Below are 17869 nucleotides of genomic sequence, written 5' to 3' on the forward strand. Positions count from 1 at the left end.
AGACCATGGCCAAGGAAGATACGCTCGAATTTCCCGGTGTCGTCAAGGAACTCCTGCCTAACGCGACATTTCGGGTCGAGCTTGAGAACGGCCATGAGATCATCGCGCACACGGCAGGAAAAATGCGCAAGAACCGCATCCGCGTTCTCGCGGGCGACAAGGTGCAGGTGGAAATGACACCTTACGATCTGACCAAGGGTCGGATTAACTACCGGTTCAAGTGATGTGCGGGGTGCGCGCGGGACGCGCACCTGTTGTCGCGCGCCTGTGGTGTGCGCGCTGCGCCATGAATGCGCACCCTACGGGATTGTCCGTTGTCTGATACGTCCAAGTTCATCCTCGGATCGGGGTCCCCCCGACGTCTGGAACTGCTGGCGCAGATCGGAATCGTGCCAGATGATGTGCGGCCGCCGGATATTGATGAAACCCCTCTGAAAAACGAACTGCCGCGCCCTTACTGCGCGCGCATCTGCCGTGAAAAGGCCGCCGCCGTGAAGGCGGGGACGGACGATATTGTCCTGTGTGCCGATACCACTGTCGCACTGGGCCGTCGCATTCTTGGCAAACCCGCGGACAGGGAGGAGGCGGAGGCGTTCCTGCGCCTGCTTTCCGGGCGGCGGCACAAGGTGATCACAGCGGTGGCCGTCAGGCGCGGTGCAGATATGTGGGAACGTGACGTGCAAAGCGTGGTGCGGATGAAAGCCCTCTCGGATGTGGAAGTGCGTAACTACCTGGATACCGGCGATTGGCAGGGCAAGGCGGGTGGCTATGCGATACAGGGGCCTGCCGGGGTGCTGATCCCCTGGATATCGGGGTCCTTCAGCGCCATCGTGGGCCTGCCGCTGGCCGAGACGGCCAATCTGCTGCGCGCTGCCGGGCATCCCAAATTCGCAGGAGCGCGCGCATGAAGGGCCGGACCATTCTGCTTGATCATCTGGGGGACGCCGAGGCCGCGGCATTGATGGTCGATGGCCAGCTTGATGATCTGCTGGTGGATACCCCCGCGCCGCGTCCCGGCACCATCTATCGCGCCCAGGCCGACAGGCCAGTCAAGGGGCAGGGGGGCATGTTCCTGAAAACACCCGACGGGTCTGCGTTTCTGCGCCAGATCAAGGGGTTGGCGCCCGGACAGATGATCCTTGTGCAGGTAGGCGGCTATGCCGAGCCGGGGAAGGCCATTCCGGTGACCGCGAAGCTGCTGTTCAAGAGCCGTTATGCCATCGTCACGCCAGAGGCGCCGGGGATCAATATTTCGCGCAGCATCCGCGACGAGGACCTACGCGACCGCCTGTTGGAGATCGCGCACGAGGTGGCGGCAGAGGTACCGCACGGGCTGATCCTGCGCTCAAGCTGTGCGGAGGCCGACGCGGAGGAGATTGCCGATGACATCGCCACGATGCTGACCCTTGCCGACAAGGTGCTTGGCGATGACGGGACGCAGGTGGAAACCCTTGCCGACGGTGATGGGCCGCATATTCTTGCCTGGCGTGACTGGGTCGAAAAGGCTGAGGTCGTGACGACGCCGGGGTGTTTTGATACCCACGGCGTCCTTGATGCGCTGGAGACTGTGCGGGGGCCCGAAGTCCCGCTCGGGGGCGGTGCGATGATGTATTTGGAACCCACCCGCGCGCTGGTGGCGGTGGATGTGAACACCGGGCGCGACAGCTCCCTTGCGGCCGGGGTGAAGGCAAACCTTGCCTGTGCTCGCGCCTTGCCGCGGGCGCTGCGGCTGCGGGGTCTGGGCGGGCAGATCACCCTTGATCTTGCGCCCATGCCCAAGAAGGACCGCCGCGGTTTCGAAAGTGCGCTTCGCGGAGCGTTGCGCGCAGATGATATTGAGACCGCGCTGGTCGGCTGGACCCCGTTGGGCCATTATGAGCTGCAACGCAAACGCGCGCGTGCACCCTTGGAGGGGAAGGATTGATGGCTTGTCCGATTTGTGATGCAGAAACCGAAAAGGCCTATCGCCCATTCTGTTCGCGCCGCTGTGCAGACATCGATCTAGCGCGCTGGTTCAACGGTCGATATGCCGTCCCGTCGCGTGATCCCGAAGACATCGAAGCCGCGATTGATGCGGTTGAAGCAGCCGGGAAAGAGCCCCCCAAACCACACTGAGGGATCGAGTGGACGGCCGTGAAAAAGAGGCTGGACACCCCGCGCCCAACGCCCTAGAACCCGCTCACCCGACCTGACACAGGTCTCCCGTGCCCGGGTAGCTCAGGGGTAGAGCAGTGGATTGAAAATCCTCGTGTCGGTGGTTCGATTCCGCCCCCGGGCACCAAAGCACCTTATGATATTAATGATATCAATGGGTTATGGGGCAAAATCGTCCCACCGTTTTCGCGCTGGGGCAAAAGTGGGACTTTTTTGTTCGTGAAGCGTTCGCGTTCTCGACCTCTGGGAGGCCAATATGGTTCCTTGGATGGGCTGCAAGGAGCGGACGAACTGCCAACTCTCGCTCCATTTTGGACCTTTGGCATGTATCTAGTATCAATCGGTACTAGGAGCTCCCCGTGGAGGCGTCTATCCAAAGACCGAGCTGGTTAGTTCCATATACTTCGGTTCGCTAAAGTTCGCTTGTTCAACGTTCTCGAAGTGCCAGAGGAAATGCTCGCCCTCTGTGCTAGTAGCGTGAATATGGGGCTTCAAATCTGGAAGAAATTCCGAACCCGCGCCTATTATTACCGGGATCATATTCACGAATATACGACCAACTGGAACGCCGTCATTTTCCGCGAAGAGCTCAAACTTATCGGCCGATAAACGCGCCCTTATCAGTTCTTGTGCGTTTCCGCGCAGCCGACTCTGATCCCGTGGCATTTGCAGCAGCGTGCAGAAATCGCCCCACGACGCATAGTGATCGATGAAGCCGCCCCCTTCTTCACCTGATCCTGCAGGGAAGTCGACCAGTAGTAAGTCCTGGCGTTCACTTTGCCGAGCGAAGCGGTGAACACTGCGAATTCCATTGGCTTTGTTGTGATGCTTGGCGTTTCGGTATGCCAGTACGCAGCAACACAAAGGACTACCGTAGAAGTCGAATTCTATCGCGGAATCAGCCCTTGAGGCATCATACAGGCTTGCGAAGGTATCCAGCATGCTCTTGCAGGCGAGTTCCAAGTTTCCAATCGCTTCATCAGCATCGATCAGGAATAGTTCCTGGAACCTCATTTTCTGTTCAATGAACAGGCGTAATGACTGCGCGAAGTCCTCGAAGCGCTCAGAGATCATTTTGGTCATTTCCTTTTTGGGATAGTTCTATGGATGCTAGGATAAAGCCGAGAAAACAGCAATTTTCTATGTAGGAGTTGTGGTCGCGTTTAGGCTTCAATCCAACGTCGCCCTCACATCTGCCATCGGGATATACACACGCTTCGGATTATCGGGATCCCCTAGAGGCCGAAAACCAAGGTCTTCATAAAAGCGCCAGCGACGGTCGAAGTGTTCGTCCTCGAGCACATCTAGGACGATGGCAGCGGCACCCATCTGGTCCGCGATGCCGATACACCGCTTCATTGCATCGATGACGAGGGCGGTCCCGAGGCCTTTGCCTTGCATGTCCTGCCTGACCGCGACGGCGCGGATGTAGATGACCGGAACGTCGGGCACCCTTGCGCGCTGCCACGCTTTCGGGCCGAACTCGGACCGAACTGCCAATGCTCCCAAAGTGTAGAAGCCAAGCACGGCGGGATCGTTTTCTGTGGTCGCGATCCAAGCCGCGACCATACCGGCCTTGATATGGTCCGACAGGGACGTCTTCAGGAAGTTGTCAATAGGTGCGAAGCCACAGGAAAAGGCGCTGCGGTCATGCAGCGCCTTGTCGAATGTCGCGATGGTCAGTGCGGGCCGATCCGCCGGGGTATCAGCCGGCATCCTTCAGAAGGCCTTTCGACGCCTCCGCCGCACGGGCCAGTCCGGGCACGACCTTACCCGGAGCCGCGACAGCAGCCTTGAACGCGTCGAACGCCTCGACAGGCAGAATGGAGAGAGACATACGCTGCTCTACCTCCTGCGCACGCAGAAGGGCGGCCTGACGGATGAAGTCGGCCTCCTGCAATCCGGTCGCGGCCGCAGCCGCCCGAATGCGTTCCTCATCCGTGCGATGCATGCGCAATTCCTTGCGCGCTTCCATCTTGCCCGGGGTTTGTGCGGCTGAAGTGATGGCGAACATGGTCGATCTCCTTTGAGCGCTTCATGTACGGTATAACGCCGTACATGTCAAGATTTGATGCATCGACCGTCCTCCCTTCACGGCCCGCCCCCTTCCCGCGACAGGAGCTTCATACCAGACGCCGCCAGCACCTTCTGCCGCGCGGCACGGGTGTAGCGCGAGGCTTCCTTCATGGTCGTCCAGCCGAAGATCGCCATCAGCTGCCGCTCGGTCGCGCCGTTCTCGGCCGCCAGTGCCGCGCCCGCCTTGCGCAGCCCGTGGGCGGAACAGTGCTTCAGCCCGGCTTCATCGCATTGCTTGCGGAACCAGTTGCCGAAGCCGTTCGAGGTGAAGGGCTTGCCGAAGGCAGTGACGAGGAAGGCGAGGTTGCCGGTGGGCGTGGCGTCGATCACCGCCTTCAACTCCGGAAGGACCGGGATGGAGAGGGTGACGGGCTTGCGCTCCCGGTTCTTGGCCTGGGTCAGGGTGATCCAGCCGTCCTTGATATGCTGCGGCCCGAGCCGGACGATGTCCGACCGCCGCTGCCCGGTGTAGAGCATGAGCGCGAGCGCCAGCCGGGGCTTGCTGCCGATCGGGTGATGCTCCTCGAACTGCCGGACCTCATCCATCGTCCAAGAATGGAAGCCGTCGCCTTTGGCCTTGAGGTAGGGCACGTCCCGGGCCGGGTTGCGCTGCGCCAGTTCATACTCGACCGCGAAGCCATAGACCTGCCGCAGCGCCTTGACGAAGCCGTTGGCAGCCTCGGGCCGGTCTGCCATCTCGTCCCGCATGCGCCGGACGTGGCGAGGCTCCATCAACGCGTAGGGCTTCGATCCGTTCTTCTCGCAGATCCGGTCGAGGATGCCGCGCCGGACGTACTTCGTGCGGCCACTCAGCCGCTGGTATTCGGCGGAGACGTAGTACTGCTCGCAGAGCCATTTGAAGCTGCCCTTCGATCCGCGCCGCTCAAGCGGTCCGGCCGGCGCGCGCGGCGTCGCGCCCATCATCGCGGCGCGGTATTCGGCGAGAAAATCCTCCGTTCCAGGCTGGCTGCGCAGCCGCACCTTCAGATGCCCGGGCCGCCGCAGGTAGACGCGCACGTTCCCGTGCCGGTCGGTGTCCTCGATGACGTGTTTCAGGCGCATGCTGCCTGAGCCGTCTCGCATAAGGAATGTTGGCATGGGTGCACGCTGCCTTTCGTCAGCCATCAGTCGTCCCAGGGATTGTGGTCGGAGTGATCCCCATCAGGGATCAGCTCAAACGCCCGGTCAAGTTTTTTCCGGTCCCAGACCGTGCGGGCATTTATCCGCTTGGGCGGCGGCATGCGCCGGTCGCTGACCAGGTGGTCGAAGAGCGTGGGCGAGACCCCGATATAGGCCGCGGCCTCGGTCCGCGAGAGACCGCGGGAAGGGAGAGTGGGAGGCAGAATGGCGGGGCGCTTGGGCACGGGGCGATCGGTTGGGGTTTCGGTTGCCCCTAGGATGCCGGAAAGGGCGGGCTGAACGAAGCTGAGAACGGGAGGAGTAGCACCACGGCGGAGAATGACAGGTAATTGGCGAGCGTGGGATTAGGTGTCGCCGTCCCGGCTGCACTGGGGTAGTCGTATGGTTTCGAATTGCTGGCGGGATGCCGCATGAAAAATGACGCAAGGTCAGTGAGTTGGGGCGGTTGATGCTTCAATGCCTGCGCGACTGCGGCGGATATTCTCGTTGAACAACAGCAACTTGAGGTGGCCGTGCGGCACCTCTTTTATCTCGCGCTCCCATTGTTGAGCGCGAGATGTCACGTTTGCGATCCCGCCATGGCCTAGCCATTCACAATAGCGCCATGGAGAGTGCCGTTGCGCACTGTGCATGCCAGTCGTTTGAAAACGCGGCGAAATTTCCCTCAACCTGCACACGACCGCCCGGCATGCACGCGAAAACGCCAGTCACGTCAGGGACTTGCGGCATTCGTGGCATGCGCTTTTATCTCGCCCTTTTCCATCGCTCACCCCTGGCCGTTTCAGTCGATCTCACCAGCGGTGCGATGCGGCACGCTACCATCCACGAAAGCCCGCCACAATTTCCGCGATCCTACGGTTCGAGACAGAGCACGTCGTAAGTAGGTTTTCGGCTGCATTCCTAGCCTGCGATGAGCGCAATTCTGAATCTTTAATTAGCTGTGGAGCGACTGGAATTGATTCGAGGGTGAGCGCTGGACAATGGCCTTCCCTGCAAAAGGTGTGCTGCGTGTCTGCCGAGATGCTGCAGCCTGTCTGCATCTGCGCTGCAAGCCGGGTACAAACCTTCGGGCCAAGCCGCTCTCTCTCGCAACCGCCTTGAAACGTTCAACAAGGCCTTGCAAATGCTGGAAATCATGCGTTGATTCAACCTATGGGGACAGTAACACGTGGCGAACTTGAAACGAGGGAAGTCGATGCGACGCCATACGCGGCGTCGCTCATCGAAGGTCATCGCGACTTCGGCTACAACCTCGAGACAGCTCTCGCCGACATCATCGACAACGCCATCACCGCTGGCGCACGGACGGTAGAGATGATCGCCGACACCGTTGCCGACGAACCGTGGATCGCATTGGCCGATGACGGTTCAGGCATGACGGAAACCGAACTGGTCGAAGCCATGCGTCTCGGTTCGAAGAACCCGACAGACGAGCGCGAGGCAGAAGACCTCGGTCGTTTCGGCCTCGGTCTCAAGAGTGCCAGCTTCTCGCAGTGCCGAAGTCTGACGGTTCTGACGCGGCAAGACGGACGAACATCCTGTGCTCGTTGGGACCTGGATCGAGTCGCGAAACGGAACGACTGGAGCCTCGAACTCATCGACAACCCCGAGCTCGTGACGGGCCATGACCTCCTTCCGGAGACTGGAACGGTCGTCATCTGGGAGAAACTCGATCGCTTGAGTGGCGGTTATATACATGATCGTGCGAAGCGGGCCGAGCACATGAATTCGGAGTTGTCCCGCGCAGAACATCATTTGCGATTGGTGTTTCATCGCTTTCTGGAGGGCTCCAAGCCGCGTTTGAAACTGTCGCTGAACGGTCGACCGCTGAAGCCCATCGACCCCATGGCATCGACACACGTCGCAACGCAAAAGGACCCGGAAGAAGTGCTTCGCCTGCGCCAGGGTGACGTTCTGATAAGGTGCCACACGCTGCCCCATCACAAGCGGATAAGCCGGGAAGAATGGGAAGAAATTGGCGGTCCTGAGGGGCATCTGAAGTCTCAGGGCCTGTATGTCTACCGCGAGAAACGTCTCATCATCGCGGGTGGCTGGCTGGGTCTGGCGCGCCAAACGGAACTGACGAAACTCTGCCGTATAGCAGTCGATATTCCGAACACGATGGACGCGGAGTGGAAGATCGACGTGAAGAAGGCCTCGGCCCAGCTTCCGCCGGTGGTGCGTGAGCGCCTGAAAAAGGTTGTCGAGCGGTTTGTCGGCACGTCCAAGCGCACGTATAGAAGCCGGGGCCAGAAACTGGTCGATGAAACCCGTTTTCCGATCTGGAATAAGGTGCAGAACGATGGTCAGATCGTATTTCGTCCCAACCTCGAGCACCCAGTTTTCCGAACCTATGCCGAGCAGCTGCCAGAAGAGCTGCGAGAGGGTTTCGAACGTTGCCTGCGCATCGTGGGGTCTGGTTTACCGATCGAGACGCTACATGCTGAACTTGTCGGGAATGCGGAAGCGGTCACTGCTGACGAGACCTCGGCTGCTGATTTGGAAGAGCTCATATATTCTCTTGCAGTCAATCTAATGGAAAATGGCATGTCTACTGACGCCCTAATTGATACAATGAAAAGTTATGCGTTCTTGCGTTCGCAATGGGATAGCGTTGAGCCAATTCTACAGAAATTTCTTGCCGAGGCAGAGTAATGAGAAATGCATTTGAGAAGCTAAAAAACACCGTCGAAATGGATCTTTTTGACAGTCCGAGAATGACTGGGGAGGAATTGCGCTCCTATATTTCCGACCTAAACATGTTGCACGCGCGGAGAAATCCTCCAGGGGTGACTGATGGCGAAATCGAGCTGATAGCCAAAGAAATTGAGGCTAAGGAAGGTATCAAAGCGGGTCTAGGTGCAGTCGTCGACAGCGAGGACTTCGAACCATGGCTTGATGATGCCAAACCATCTATCGAGCCGTTCTACTGGAATCGCTATCAGAAACTGCTTCTGCAGAACGGCCTTCCCAAGGACGTCGTGATTTCAACAGATAAGGTCACAGACAAGATCCTCAGTCGCTTGGGAAACCCCGACAAACAGGTGCCATGGGATCGCCGTGGTATGGTGGTGGGGCATGTTCAAAGCGGAAAGACAGCGAATTATGCAGGCCTGATTTGTAAGGCTGCGGATGCAGGGTACAGGCTGATCATCGTCATTGCAGGTATTCATAACAACCTTCGAAACCAGACTCAGGCCCGAATTGATGAAGGTTTCATCGGCCGTGACACCGGAAAGTCCCAGGAAACGAAGAAGGGCGGGGCGAAACACATCATTGGTGTCGGCCATTTCGACCCGAACAACACACCGGTCAGCCTTACCAACACGCTTCGGGATTTCAACAAGGCCACGGCTTCCACCAACACGAGCGAGATCGACTCCTACAAGGTACCGGTGGTCCTCGTGATCAAAAAGAACCACCGAACGCTCGCCAACCTGCTCGACTGGCTCAAAGACAACAGCGCGCGTGGCGATCAGGAGATGATCGATCAGCCGATGCTGCTGATTGACGATGAAGCTGACAACGCTTCAATCAACACGAAATATGGCAAGAAACTCGTCACGACGATCAATGGCCAGATTCGCGATCTGCTGAACATGTTCCACCGGAGCTGCTATGTCGGATACACAGCCACCCCTTTTGCCAACATCTTCATCGACCCCGATCAGGATGACGAGATGTACAATGAAGACCTCTTTCCGAGAGACTTCATCATTGGCCTAGACGCGCCCAGCAACTATTTCGGCCCGACCAAGATCTTCGTGGATGGTTTGCCGGAAGATGGCGATCCGACCTGGCTTCGGTACATCACCGACAACGAGGATATCCTGCCGATCAAACACAAGATCGATCATGAGCTCGACACGCTTCCGCCATCGCTGACGCGTGCATTGCGCACCTTCCTGCTGGCGAGAACCATCAGGAACCTGCGCGGCCAGAAGGCGGCGCATTGTTCGATGCTGGTCAACGCGAGCCGTTTCACCGCCGTACAGGGCCGCCTGCGAAACCGCCTTCATGAAACACTCGAGCGGATTCAGAATGCTGTTCGGATCAATGCCAGCCGGGGCGCTGCCGCGTTGAGCGATCCGGAAATCGCGGCGCTCCATACGGTCTGGCAGGAAGAATACTCCGACGCGGAATCCGACTGGTCGGCGATCCAGTCCGAACTGCTTGATGCAATTGCATCGGCCAAAATTGTCGAAGTGAACAGCCGGGCCAACGATCTGGACTATTCGAACTCCGGTGAGCGCGGGCAGACCGTCGTCGCTGTTGGCGGGTTTTCTCTGTCACGTGGTCTTACGCTGGAGGGCCTCACGGTTACTTGGTTCCTGCGCAACACCATGATGTACGACACGCTCATGCAGATGGGGCGCTGGTTCGGGTATCGGGGCGGCTACGAGGACCTTTGCCGTATCTGGATGCCCGGTGAAGCAATCGATTGGTACGCGTTCATCGCCAACGCTGCCGAAGAATTGCATGATGAGTTGCGCACCATGGAAAAGGCCAAGGCGACGCCGCGAATGTTTGGTCTTGCGGTGCGGAGCCATCCCGCCTCTTTGCTGGTGACTGCTCGAAATAAGTTGGGGTCCGGCCAGAAGGTTACTATGCGGATTGGCCTATCCAATAAGTTTGTGGAAACAGCGAAAGTTAGTATCCAACCGAACGATCTCGCCGCTAATCTTGAACTCGCGAAATCGCTAGTCTCGAAAATAAACGCTGGGGCTTTTTCTGAAGAGAAAACCCAATGGGGCAGACTCATAAGAGGCGTTCCGGTGGACTATGTAGATGAATTTTTTGCGGGCTGGCGCAATGAGGATCGCAGTGTGACTACGGACCCCCGACCTATCCGGAGCTATATCCGTGCGAGAAAAAGCGACCAGTTGAAAACATGGGATGTGCTTATTCCAAGTCTGGAAAAGGGAATATCAGAAGATATACTTGGAACCAGCATTGTTCCGGCAAACCGTTCTGTCGACCTTCATGACCTGAAGCATGAGTTCATGTCCTTCAGCGGAAAGAAAATGAGAGTTGCGTCTCGTGGTATTGAAAAGGCTGGGGTCGACGCACCGAAGGCTCAAGCTGCGGAAGCAAGGTATCGAGCGAAAGAGGGAAAATCTGAAGTTGAGCGAGTGAACTATCCTGACTCGATCTACCGGAAAGAAAGGAATCTAGGTCTTTTCATTCTGCATTTTGTGAAAGGCAGAGCACCGAAAGGAGAAGAGACCAAGAAGGAAGTCGCGCTGATTCCGTCAGATCCCGTAGTGGCTTGGGGGATAAGCCTGCCTGAGTCCAACTATGAGGATGATGGCGAAGAGTTCATTGTAAACACTGTGAAACTCAGAGAGCTCTTCGGGGAAGAAGACGAGGACGATGATCAGGAGGCTGCCCTTGAAGCCTCGTGATCCATGGGAAAGACTCGACTTGGACGAAGCAAAGCGGGTCGATGTCGCGGGCCGTTTCGATTTCTTCTGGGTGGTGCTGGAAGCGGGCATGCCGGGCCTGATGTTGAGGTTGACCGGCCTGCCGCAACCACTGCCACGTCTACCGAAGTTGAAGAACCTTGCTGCCTCCTTCCGCCCTGTTTCGGGTGGATCGGCATTCGTTCTCGGCCTCAAGGAAAGAAGTCAGGTCGAGATCTTCGAGACCCTTTGCCGGGATGTGGTCGAGGCTGGGGAAGCCGGCGCGGATCGCGACGAAGCGCTCTCGAGAGCGCTTCAACGCACGCGGCGCTGGTATCACCTTCTGCGTGGCGGAAAGACCAATGGTTTATCCGTTGAAGAGCAGCGGGGGCTTGTCGGCGAGTTGGCCTTCCTTCGGGACCTTGTTTCGGCTTTCGGACCTGACACTGCAATCGAGACGTGGACCGGACCGACCGGTTCCGCCAAGGATTTCGAGCTCATCGGAAGCTGTGTCGAGGTGAAGGCAAGGCGGGTGGCGGCAAAGCCGTTCGTGGCCATTTCTTCGGAAGACCAACTTGCTGATGTCGAAGGAAGCCGCCTTTGCCTGCGTGTGGTTAATGTGGCGTCGGCCGTCCTGCCGGAAGGTCAGAGCCTGCATGATCACGTGAGAATGACGGCCGAGATGTTCGAAGAAGACGGCGCGGCGTTCGAAGCGTGGGAGGAGACGCTCTATTCGACAGGATATGATCCCGAGAACAGTTACGACGACAGGCGGTGGCTTCTCGGCGCTGCGACCGATTATGAGGTTAATGAGGGTTTCCCGCGGATTTCCGCGCCACTTGCACCAGGCGTAGAGAACGTCAGGTATTCGATCGCTCTCGATGCCTGCGAGCCGTTCAAACTGGAAGGTGATCTGATCGACGTGATCCGGAAGGGGCTTGAGCATGAGTGATCTCGAAGAATTTCATCATGAACTCATCGCTGATATCCAAGGCGATGCCGATGTGCTTGGACTTGTGACAGTTGAGGCGTTTTTCGAGAAGGTGGGCGATCTGCTTACCGAAGCCGGGGAGTTGGACGGAGCCAATAGGGCTTACTTCGAGGGCGGTGGCGCCAGCAACCCCATGCGGATCGACGGTTACGGCGGCGACCCAAGAGATGGCGATGGCGTCCTGAGCCTCGTGTTGTGCGACTTCGAGCTTTCCGACGAGGTGCGTGTTCAGAACAAGGATCAGATTCAGCGCCTCCTGCAGCGGCTCTACAGGTTCGTTGTTTCAAGCCTGAAGACCGATTTCCGAGAGCAATTGGAAGAGACAAGTGCCGGGTTCGGCGTGGCCGATCTCATCGCCACGACCTGGAAGGATGTCGAGAAGGTCAAACTCATCATCGTGACCAACGCCGACTTTCGCGCCCGTGCCGATGCGGCAAACGTGAAGGATCTTGATGGCAGACCTGTCACCCTCAGTGTTTGGGACCTGAAGCGTCTGAAGCAATACATGGAGCAGGGGCAGGCGCGGGCGAACCTGATCATCGATTTCGACAGGGATTTCGGCGGAAACGTTCCCCTTCTTGCGGCTTCCGGAAGCGATAGTGCGCTCGAAAGCTACCTTGCGGTCATTCCCGGAAAGCAGCTGGCGGCCATCTATGACAAATGGGGACCTCGCCTGCTCGAGGCCAACGTGAGAAGCTTTCTTCAGGCGCGCGGCAAGGTGAACCAAGGCATTCGCAACACGATCCGCGATGAGCCGCACATGTTCTTTTCCTACAACAACGGCCTGAGTGCGACGGCCGACGCGATCGAGATGGAACAGACCGATATCGGGCTCCAGCTGGTGCGGGCTGACAATCTGCAGATCGTCAATGGCGGTCAAACGACGGCTTCACTGCACGCCGCACGTAAGGCCTTCGCCGAGCAGTTGGAACGTGTTCACGTCCAAATGAAGCTGACCATCGTTCCGCGCGAACAATCCGAACTCGTGGTCCCGCGCATCTCGGAATACGCGAACAGCCAGAACAAGGTGAACGCAGCGGACTTCTTCGCCAACCATCCCTTCCACATCCGGACGGAAGAACTGTCTCGCAAGGTTTTGGCGCGGGGAGAAGACGGGTATCGGGACACCAAATGGTTCTATGAACGCGCGAGGGGACAATATGCCGACGAACGAGGGCGAAAGACCATTGCGGAGCGCAAGAGGTTCGATGCCGAGTTTCCGCGTTCCCAGTTCCTCACGAAGACCGACCTGGCCAAGTTCGAGAACACTTGGGCCTGCCTGCCGCATATCGTGAGCCTCGGCGCGCAGAAAAACTTTGCGGAATTCGCCAAGCATATCGGCAAGCGGTGGGGGACAGAAGGCGCGGCTTTCGACGAGCTCTGGTTCAGGCGCATGATCGCAAAGACCATCATTTTCCGGGCCACCGAAAAACTGGTCTCTGGCGCGGAATGGTACGAAGGCGGCTACCGTGCCAACATCGTGACCTACGCGATCGCCAAGCTTGTTCATGATGCAGAGGAACGTGAGATGGTTGTCGATCTGGACGCCGTCTGGAGATATCAGGATGTCTCGCCCGACTTGAAGACTGCGTTGTTGGTAGCCGCAGCCGAAGCTCAGGACGTGATCACGCACCCGCCGGAGGGTGTGCGCAATTTCAGCGAATGGGCCAAGAAGCAGGCCTGCTGGAAGGGACTGGAAGATCGGGAGTTGAGCTATCCTGAGGAATTCGATCGCGCTCTGATTTCGCCGGACCTTGCCAACGAACGGGCGAGAGAGGCCCGTGCGGACAAGGCTGTCGAGACTAGCGTCGAGGCGGAACTCGAGGTGCACAGGCTGGGAGCCAAGTTCTGGACAGAAGCACGAAATTGGGCACGGGAACGGGGGCTTCTGTCCCCGCGGGAAAATGGTGTTCTGGAAACCTGCGCCGCGATCCCAAACAAGATGCCGTCGGACAAGCAATGCGCGATCGCTATGAGCGCGCTCAAGAAGCTTCAGGATGAAGGCTTCTCGCACGCGAGCCTTGAACTGACGAGCTAACGCTCAAAGGCTTTCGAATACAGGGAGTAGGGTATCGGCAATCTGCCTCGCAAGAAATGGAGGCACGGCATTCCCAACCTGCACAAACTGTTCGGTGCGATTGCCCATGAAGTGGTAGTTGTCGGGGAACGTCTGCAGCCGCGCGGCCTCGCGCACCGTAAGACTGCGGCACTGCGTCGGGTCAGGGTGAATGAAGTAGTGCCCGTCCTTCGAGATGTGGCTCGTTACCGTTGAAGCCGGGGCATTGCCGATCTGAACGCGGAACCTGTCATTGAACTTGCCCGTTTTCCAGTTCTTGTGGTTTGGCGCCAGGATGTCCGGAAACTGGTGCGCGCGCGGGCTAAGCCCCTCGGCCTTCGCGAAACACGCGGCGTAGAGGTAGCGCGCAAGATCGGATGGCATATGCCCTCGGGTTTCGTGACCCGAGACGCCGATGAGCTTCGGGTCGTTCAGAAACGCAGCGAGTCCCGGCTGCAGCTTCCTCGAAAGAGGTTTTCTTGCGTTGCTCGCGCGACCCAACTGCGAAGTCGCTAAAAGTCGTTCCTCGACCCGATCCTGCTCGTTCAGAAAGCTGCCAAAGTTTTCGCCCGGATAATCCCGGACGATCTTGCCCACAGACTCCATCGCGTCGACCACCGCGTCGTACCAAGCGTGCTCTTCATCGCGTCTGCTCAACCCGCTTCGTAGCCTCGGCAGGCCTGTCATCATGTCCCTGACTGGAACCAAGGCGTTTTGCTGGTGAAGTTTCGGAACGAAGTCTCCGGCGATATCCGACCTGATGCCGACGATGATAACCCTGTGCCGCGCCTGTGGTACGCCATGAGCTTCCGCGCGAATGACGAAATCCTTGGGTTCCGTATGATCGCCCGGCTGGATGTTGGCCGACAAAGCGATAAGCTTGTAACCCGGGCCAGCATGTTCGAGATCAGATATGACCTGATCGAAGATGGCCAAGCCTTCGACGGATGAGGACAGCATGCCCTTGACGTTCTCCATCACGAACACCGCGGGGCTCATCTCTCTCAGAACTCGACAATACTCGCGGTAGAGGAAATGCCGGTCGTCATTCTTCGGTCTGTAGTCCTTGATGCCGGCGTTTCTAGATCGGCCGGCAAGGGAGTAGGCTTGGCAGGGAGGGCCGCCAATCAGAAGAGTGCGATCACCGGCCAATCGCCTTGTCGCAGAAATCCTCTCGGAGAGTAGCGACGCAGCCTCCGGTTTCCCGAGCTCTGCGCATAGAGCCTCGTTTTCGGCAGCTTTCCATTGCCGAGGGTGCAGTTCTTTCCAATCCGGGCATTCGTGCTTCCCGGCAATCCATGAATAGTATTCCTGTGGGTATTCATCGAATTGGCGCAAGAATGCACGAAGTCTCAGTGTCTTATGCGCAGCAGGATCCTTTTCGATCGAAACGGCGATTGCATAGGCGCGTGACCCATCGCTCCTTCTGCAGGAAGAGAATCCTTCTCCGAGGCCTCCCGGGCCTGAAAACAGATCAACGATTTGAACGGGCTTCGACACATCAATTCTCCTGCCTCTCCTCTTCCCAGGTTTTCGCAGACATGGCAAGGAGATGAGATGGTGGACATCGTCGATGCCGAAACCCGATCGCGGATGATGCGCAGCATCCGTGGAAAGGACACGAAGCCGGAGCTCTTGCTGCGGCGTGCTCTGCATGCGCGCGGATTCCGATATCGGCTGCACCAGAAGGGTCTTCCGGGTCGTCCTGACCTCGTGTTTTCCAAGTATAGAGCTGCCGTCTTCGTTCACGGCTGCTTCTGGCACCGTCACCCGGGATGCCCGAAGGCAACTACCCCCGCGACGCGCGAGGACTTCTGGCAGAACAAGTTCGCCGAGAACACCGCGCGAGATCGGCGGAACATCGATCAGCTGCAGTCGGCAGGTTGGCGGGTCCTTGTCGTGTGGGAGTGCGAACTTGCGCGCGAAGCGTTGGTTCCGACTTTGCAGCACGTTTCGGATTGGCTGATGGAGCATCCGAACGCATAGCGGTCGGCTGGGCCGACGCCGTTTGTGACTGTCGCATTCTGGAAAATCAGGCTGTCCTGATCGAAGACGTTTGCGTCAAAACTCCCTTCGAAAAAGTGGGACACATATCCGGAAAAATCCAATAAACATGGTGAAAGATAAAAGTCCCACCGACCTGTAAAATACTATAATAAAAACAACAGGTTATGCCGCCCCCGGGCACCACATTCCTTACTCATCATCGTGTGCGCAAATTTCCGAGCATGACGGTCAGCCGCCAAGCACCGGCGGTCTTTGATGCCCGGGCAAGGCGTGCAGGCAGGTTTGGACGCGCCATAGGGAAACCTATGCCTCCCCCGATGGTTGCGGCAGGTGCGGATAATCTTGTCACTCCGGTTCTGGCAAAGTGACACGTCACGATTGCGGCTTGTAAACGGTGCTGTTCAGGTGTCGGGTGAAGACATGAAGCGTTCCGGTCCTTTTCTTTTCATTCTTGCGACCCTGATGATTGATGCCATTGGCGTGGGGATCGTGTTTCCCATCATGCCTGATCTGATGGACCGTGTGGGTGCTGGCAGCACGGCGGAGGGGGCGTTCTGGGGTGGGGTCATGATGTCGGCCTATGCCGCAGCGATGTTTCTGTTCGGTCCCATCGTGGGCAGCCTTTCGGATGCGTTCGGCCGCAGACCGATCCTGATTGCGGCGCTGGTCACGCTGGCCATTGACTATGTTATCATGGCGTTGGCGCAGACGTATTGGGTGTTGCTTGTCGGGCGGGTCATCGCGGGGATGGCGGGGGCCACATATATCACCGCCACGGCCTATATCTCTGACATTGCCAGGCCGGAGGAGCGGGGTGCGGCCTTTGGGATGATCGGGGCGGCCTTCGGGATCGGGTTCGTATTCGGGCCGGCCTTGGGCGGCGTGGCGTCAGGGTGGCATATCACGGCCCCTTTCTGGATTGCGGCGGCGCTGTCGGCGCTCAACGTGCTGTTCGGGATCCTGATCCTGCCGGAATCCCTGAAGCCGGAAAATCGTCGCCCCTTTGGTCGGCGCGACCTGAACCCATTCGGGTCCATTGCGCGCGCGTTTGCCATTCCGGGGCTTGCGATTCCGCTTCTGTGTATCTTCGTGTTCGAATTTGCCAACATGGTCTATCCGACGCTTTGGGCCTTTTGGGGCCGTGAAGTGTTTGGATGGGATGGGTTCATCATCGGGCTGACCCTGTCTGCCTACGGTATCCTGATTGCAATCGTGCAGGCCGGGCTTTTGCCACAGCTGACCAAGCGGCTTGGTGACTACCGGACCCTGATCATTGCGACCATCGCAGGCGTGATCGGACTGGTCGGGTTCGGGTTTTCGACCGCTGTCTGGGCTGTGGCGGTGGTCCTGCCAATTGCCGCGTTGTCGGACATGGCACCGCCGTTGATGACAGCTTTTGCAGCGAACCGGGTCGGCGAAGACCAGCAAGGTCTGGTGCAGGGGGTGATCGCATCCCTGTCGTCGATTGCAGCGGTCGCAGCACCCCTTGCCCTGACCGGGGTATTTGAGCGGTTCGTAAACGAACAAGGCGTCTATTTCCCGGGTGCGCCATTCCTTGTCGCGGCATTGCTGATCGTCGCGATTGTGCCGCTGATCACGCGTTTGAACCCGCGGAGATCTGCCAAACCTCAGACCGGTGCGCCGCTTGGGTAGTGCATCGCGGCTGTCGCGCGCGGGGGCCTTTTCTTGATAGCATCGTGGTCAAAGGTGCGGCTTTGAGCGTTTCCGGATGGGTGTGCCTTGCACGCAGAGAGGGTTTGTGTGCCGGGGTTCACGCAAGACATTCATGCCGTGGTGCAGGACATTGGGAGTGACCCAGTAAGGTGTTTGAAAACAATTGCTTGAGCGGGGAACCGTTCATCCGGCCCACTTGTTTCAGCCTCAGCCCGCTCATTCCGGCGGACCCAATCCGATTGCCTTGACTTGAGGCGGTGCTTGGATAGCGTTCAACCATAAATAGTTCGGTGACGCTGGGGCATGTTTCCTTCGGGTTCAAGGATTTTGCTGGGTGAGGCGACGACATCGGCATTGGTGGAGTATACC

15 protein-coding genes and 1 tRNA gene are annotated in these 17869 nt (G+C 58.2%); 11 read left to right on the forward strand and 5 right to left on the reverse strand.

Annotated elements, in window-relative coordinates; genetic code table 11:
- Positions 1-5: 5 nt before the first annotated feature.
- From infA to AB4X18_RS14750, 5 genes are all read left to right on the forward strand, one after another.
- Positions 6-224 (forward strand): translation initiation factor IF-1, encoded by a 219-nt coding sequence (infA, locus tag AB4X18_RS14730; protein WP_005978431.1) that lies wholly within the window; start codon positions 6-8, stop codon positions 222-224.
- A 90-nt stretch (positions 225-314) separates the two neighbouring features.
- Positions 315-908 carry a Maf family protein gene (locus AB4X18_RS14735; protein ID WP_432816750.1) on the forward strand — a complete coding sequence of 198 codons (594 nt, stop codon included), beginning with the start codon at positions 315-317 and terminating at the stop codon, positions 906-908.
- Positions 905-1924: a ribonuclease E/G gene (locus tag AB4X18_RS14740; RefSeq protein WP_370400805.1), complete on the forward strand. Its 1020-nt coding sequence runs from the start codon at positions 905-907 to the stop codon at positions 1922-1924. Before AB4X18_RS14735 ends, AB4X18_RS14740 begins: the two co-directional genes overlap by 4 nt.
- Complete coding sequence (locus tag AB4X18_RS14745; RefSeq protein WP_432816751.1) at positions 1924-2115, forward strand: DNA gyrase inhibitor YacG; 192 nt, start codon at positions 1924-1926, stop codon at positions 2113-2115. Before AB4X18_RS14740 ends, AB4X18_RS14745 begins: the two co-directional genes overlap by 1 nt.
- Before the next feature lie 91 nt (positions 2116-2206).
- Positions 2207-2281, forward strand: a tRNA-Phe gene (locus AB4X18_RS14750).
- Positions 2282-2523: 242 nt separating this feature from the next.
- On the opposite strand, the gene AB4X18_RS14755 is transcribed toward AB4X18_RS14750, so the two are convergent.
- From AB4X18_RS14755 to AB4X18_RS14770, 4 genes are all read right to left on the reverse strand, one after another.
- Positions 2524-3237: a hypothetical protein gene (locus AB4X18_RS14755; RefSeq protein WP_370400807.1), complete on the reverse strand. Its 714-nt coding sequence runs from the start codon at positions 3235-3237 to the stop codon at positions 2524-2526.
- An 87-nt stretch (positions 3238-3324) separates the two neighbouring features.
- Positions 3325-3870 (reverse strand): GNAT family N-acetyltransferase, encoded by a 546-nt coding sequence (locus AB4X18_RS14760; RefSeq protein WP_370400808.1) that lies wholly within the window; start codon positions 3868-3870, stop codon positions 3325-3327.
- Positions 3860-4168 carry a DUF1778 domain-containing protein gene (locus AB4X18_RS14765; RefSeq protein WP_370400809.1) on the reverse strand — a complete coding sequence of 103 codons (309 nt, stop codon included), beginning with the start codon at positions 4166-4168 and terminating at the stop codon, positions 3860-3862. Before AB4X18_RS14765 ends, AB4X18_RS14760 begins: the two co-directional genes overlap by 11 nt.
- Before the next feature lie 77 nt (positions 4169-4245).
- Positions 4246-5292 carry a tyrosine-type recombinase/integrase gene (locus AB4X18_RS14770; protein WP_432816752.1) on the reverse strand — a complete coding sequence of 349 codons (1047 nt, stop codon included), beginning with the start codon at positions 5290-5292 and terminating at the stop codon, positions 4246-4248.
- Positions 5293-6522: 1230 nt separating this feature from the next.
- Between AB4X18_RS14770 and AB4X18_RS14775 the strand changes: the two genes are divergently transcribed.
- From AB4X18_RS14775 to AB4X18_RS14790, 4 genes are read left to right on the forward strand one after another with little or no spacing between them, the layout of a single operon-like run.
- Positions 6523-8025: an ATP-binding protein gene (locus AB4X18_RS14775; protein ID WP_370400811.1), complete on the forward strand. Its 1503-nt coding sequence runs from the start codon at positions 6523-6525 to the stop codon at positions 8023-8025.
- Positions 8025-10775, forward strand: coding sequence for a Z1 domain-containing protein (locus AB4X18_RS14780; protein ID WP_370400812.1), 2751 nt, complete (start codon positions 8025-8027; stop codon positions 10773-10775). Before AB4X18_RS14775 ends, AB4X18_RS14780 begins: the two co-directional genes overlap by 1 nt.
- Positions 10744-11724: a PD-(D/E)XK motif protein gene (locus AB4X18_RS14785; protein ID WP_432816753.1), complete on the forward strand. Its 981-nt coding sequence runs from the start codon at positions 10744-10746 to the stop codon at positions 11722-11724. Before AB4X18_RS14780 ends, AB4X18_RS14785 begins: the two co-directional genes overlap by 32 nt.
- Positions 11717-13801: an AIPR family protein gene (locus AB4X18_RS14790; RefSeq protein WP_370400814.1), complete on the forward strand. Its 2085-nt coding sequence runs from the start codon at positions 11717-11719 to the stop codon at positions 13799-13801. The genes AB4X18_RS14785 and AB4X18_RS14790 overlap by 8 nt, the downstream gene beginning before the upstream one ends.
- A 3-nt stretch (positions 13802-13804) precedes the next feature.
- Here the strand turns inward: AB4X18_RS14790 and AB4X18_RS14795 are convergent, their stop codons facing one another.
- On the reverse strand, positions 13805-15319 hold the full coding sequence (locus AB4X18_RS14795; RefSeq protein WP_370400815.1) for a DNA cytosine methyltransferase: 1515 nt from the start codon (positions 15317-15319) through the stop codon (positions 13805-13807).
- Between the two features lie 57 nt (positions 15320-15376).
- Between AB4X18_RS14795 and AB4X18_RS14800 the strand changes: the two genes are divergently transcribed.
- Together AB4X18_RS14800 and AB4X18_RS14805 are read left to right on the forward strand one after the other, a co-directional pair.
- Complete coding sequence (locus AB4X18_RS14800; protein ID WP_370400816.1) at positions 15377-15805, forward strand: very short patch repair endonuclease; 429 nt, start codon at positions 15377-15379, stop codon at positions 15803-15805.
- A 441-nt stretch (positions 15806-16246) separates the two neighbouring features.
- On the forward strand, positions 16247-17479 hold the full coding sequence (locus tag AB4X18_RS14805; protein WP_370400817.1) for a TCR/Tet family MFS transporter: 1233 nt from the start codon (positions 16247-16249) through the stop codon (positions 17477-17479).
- The last annotated feature ends 390 nt before the right edge of the window (positions 17480-17869 follow it).

The organism is Sulfitobacter rhodophyticola (assembly GCF_041281685.2).
In the GTDB taxonomy this organism is placed as follows: domain Bacteria; phylum Pseudomonadota; class Alphaproteobacteria; order Rhodobacterales; family Rhodobacteraceae; genus Sulfitobacter.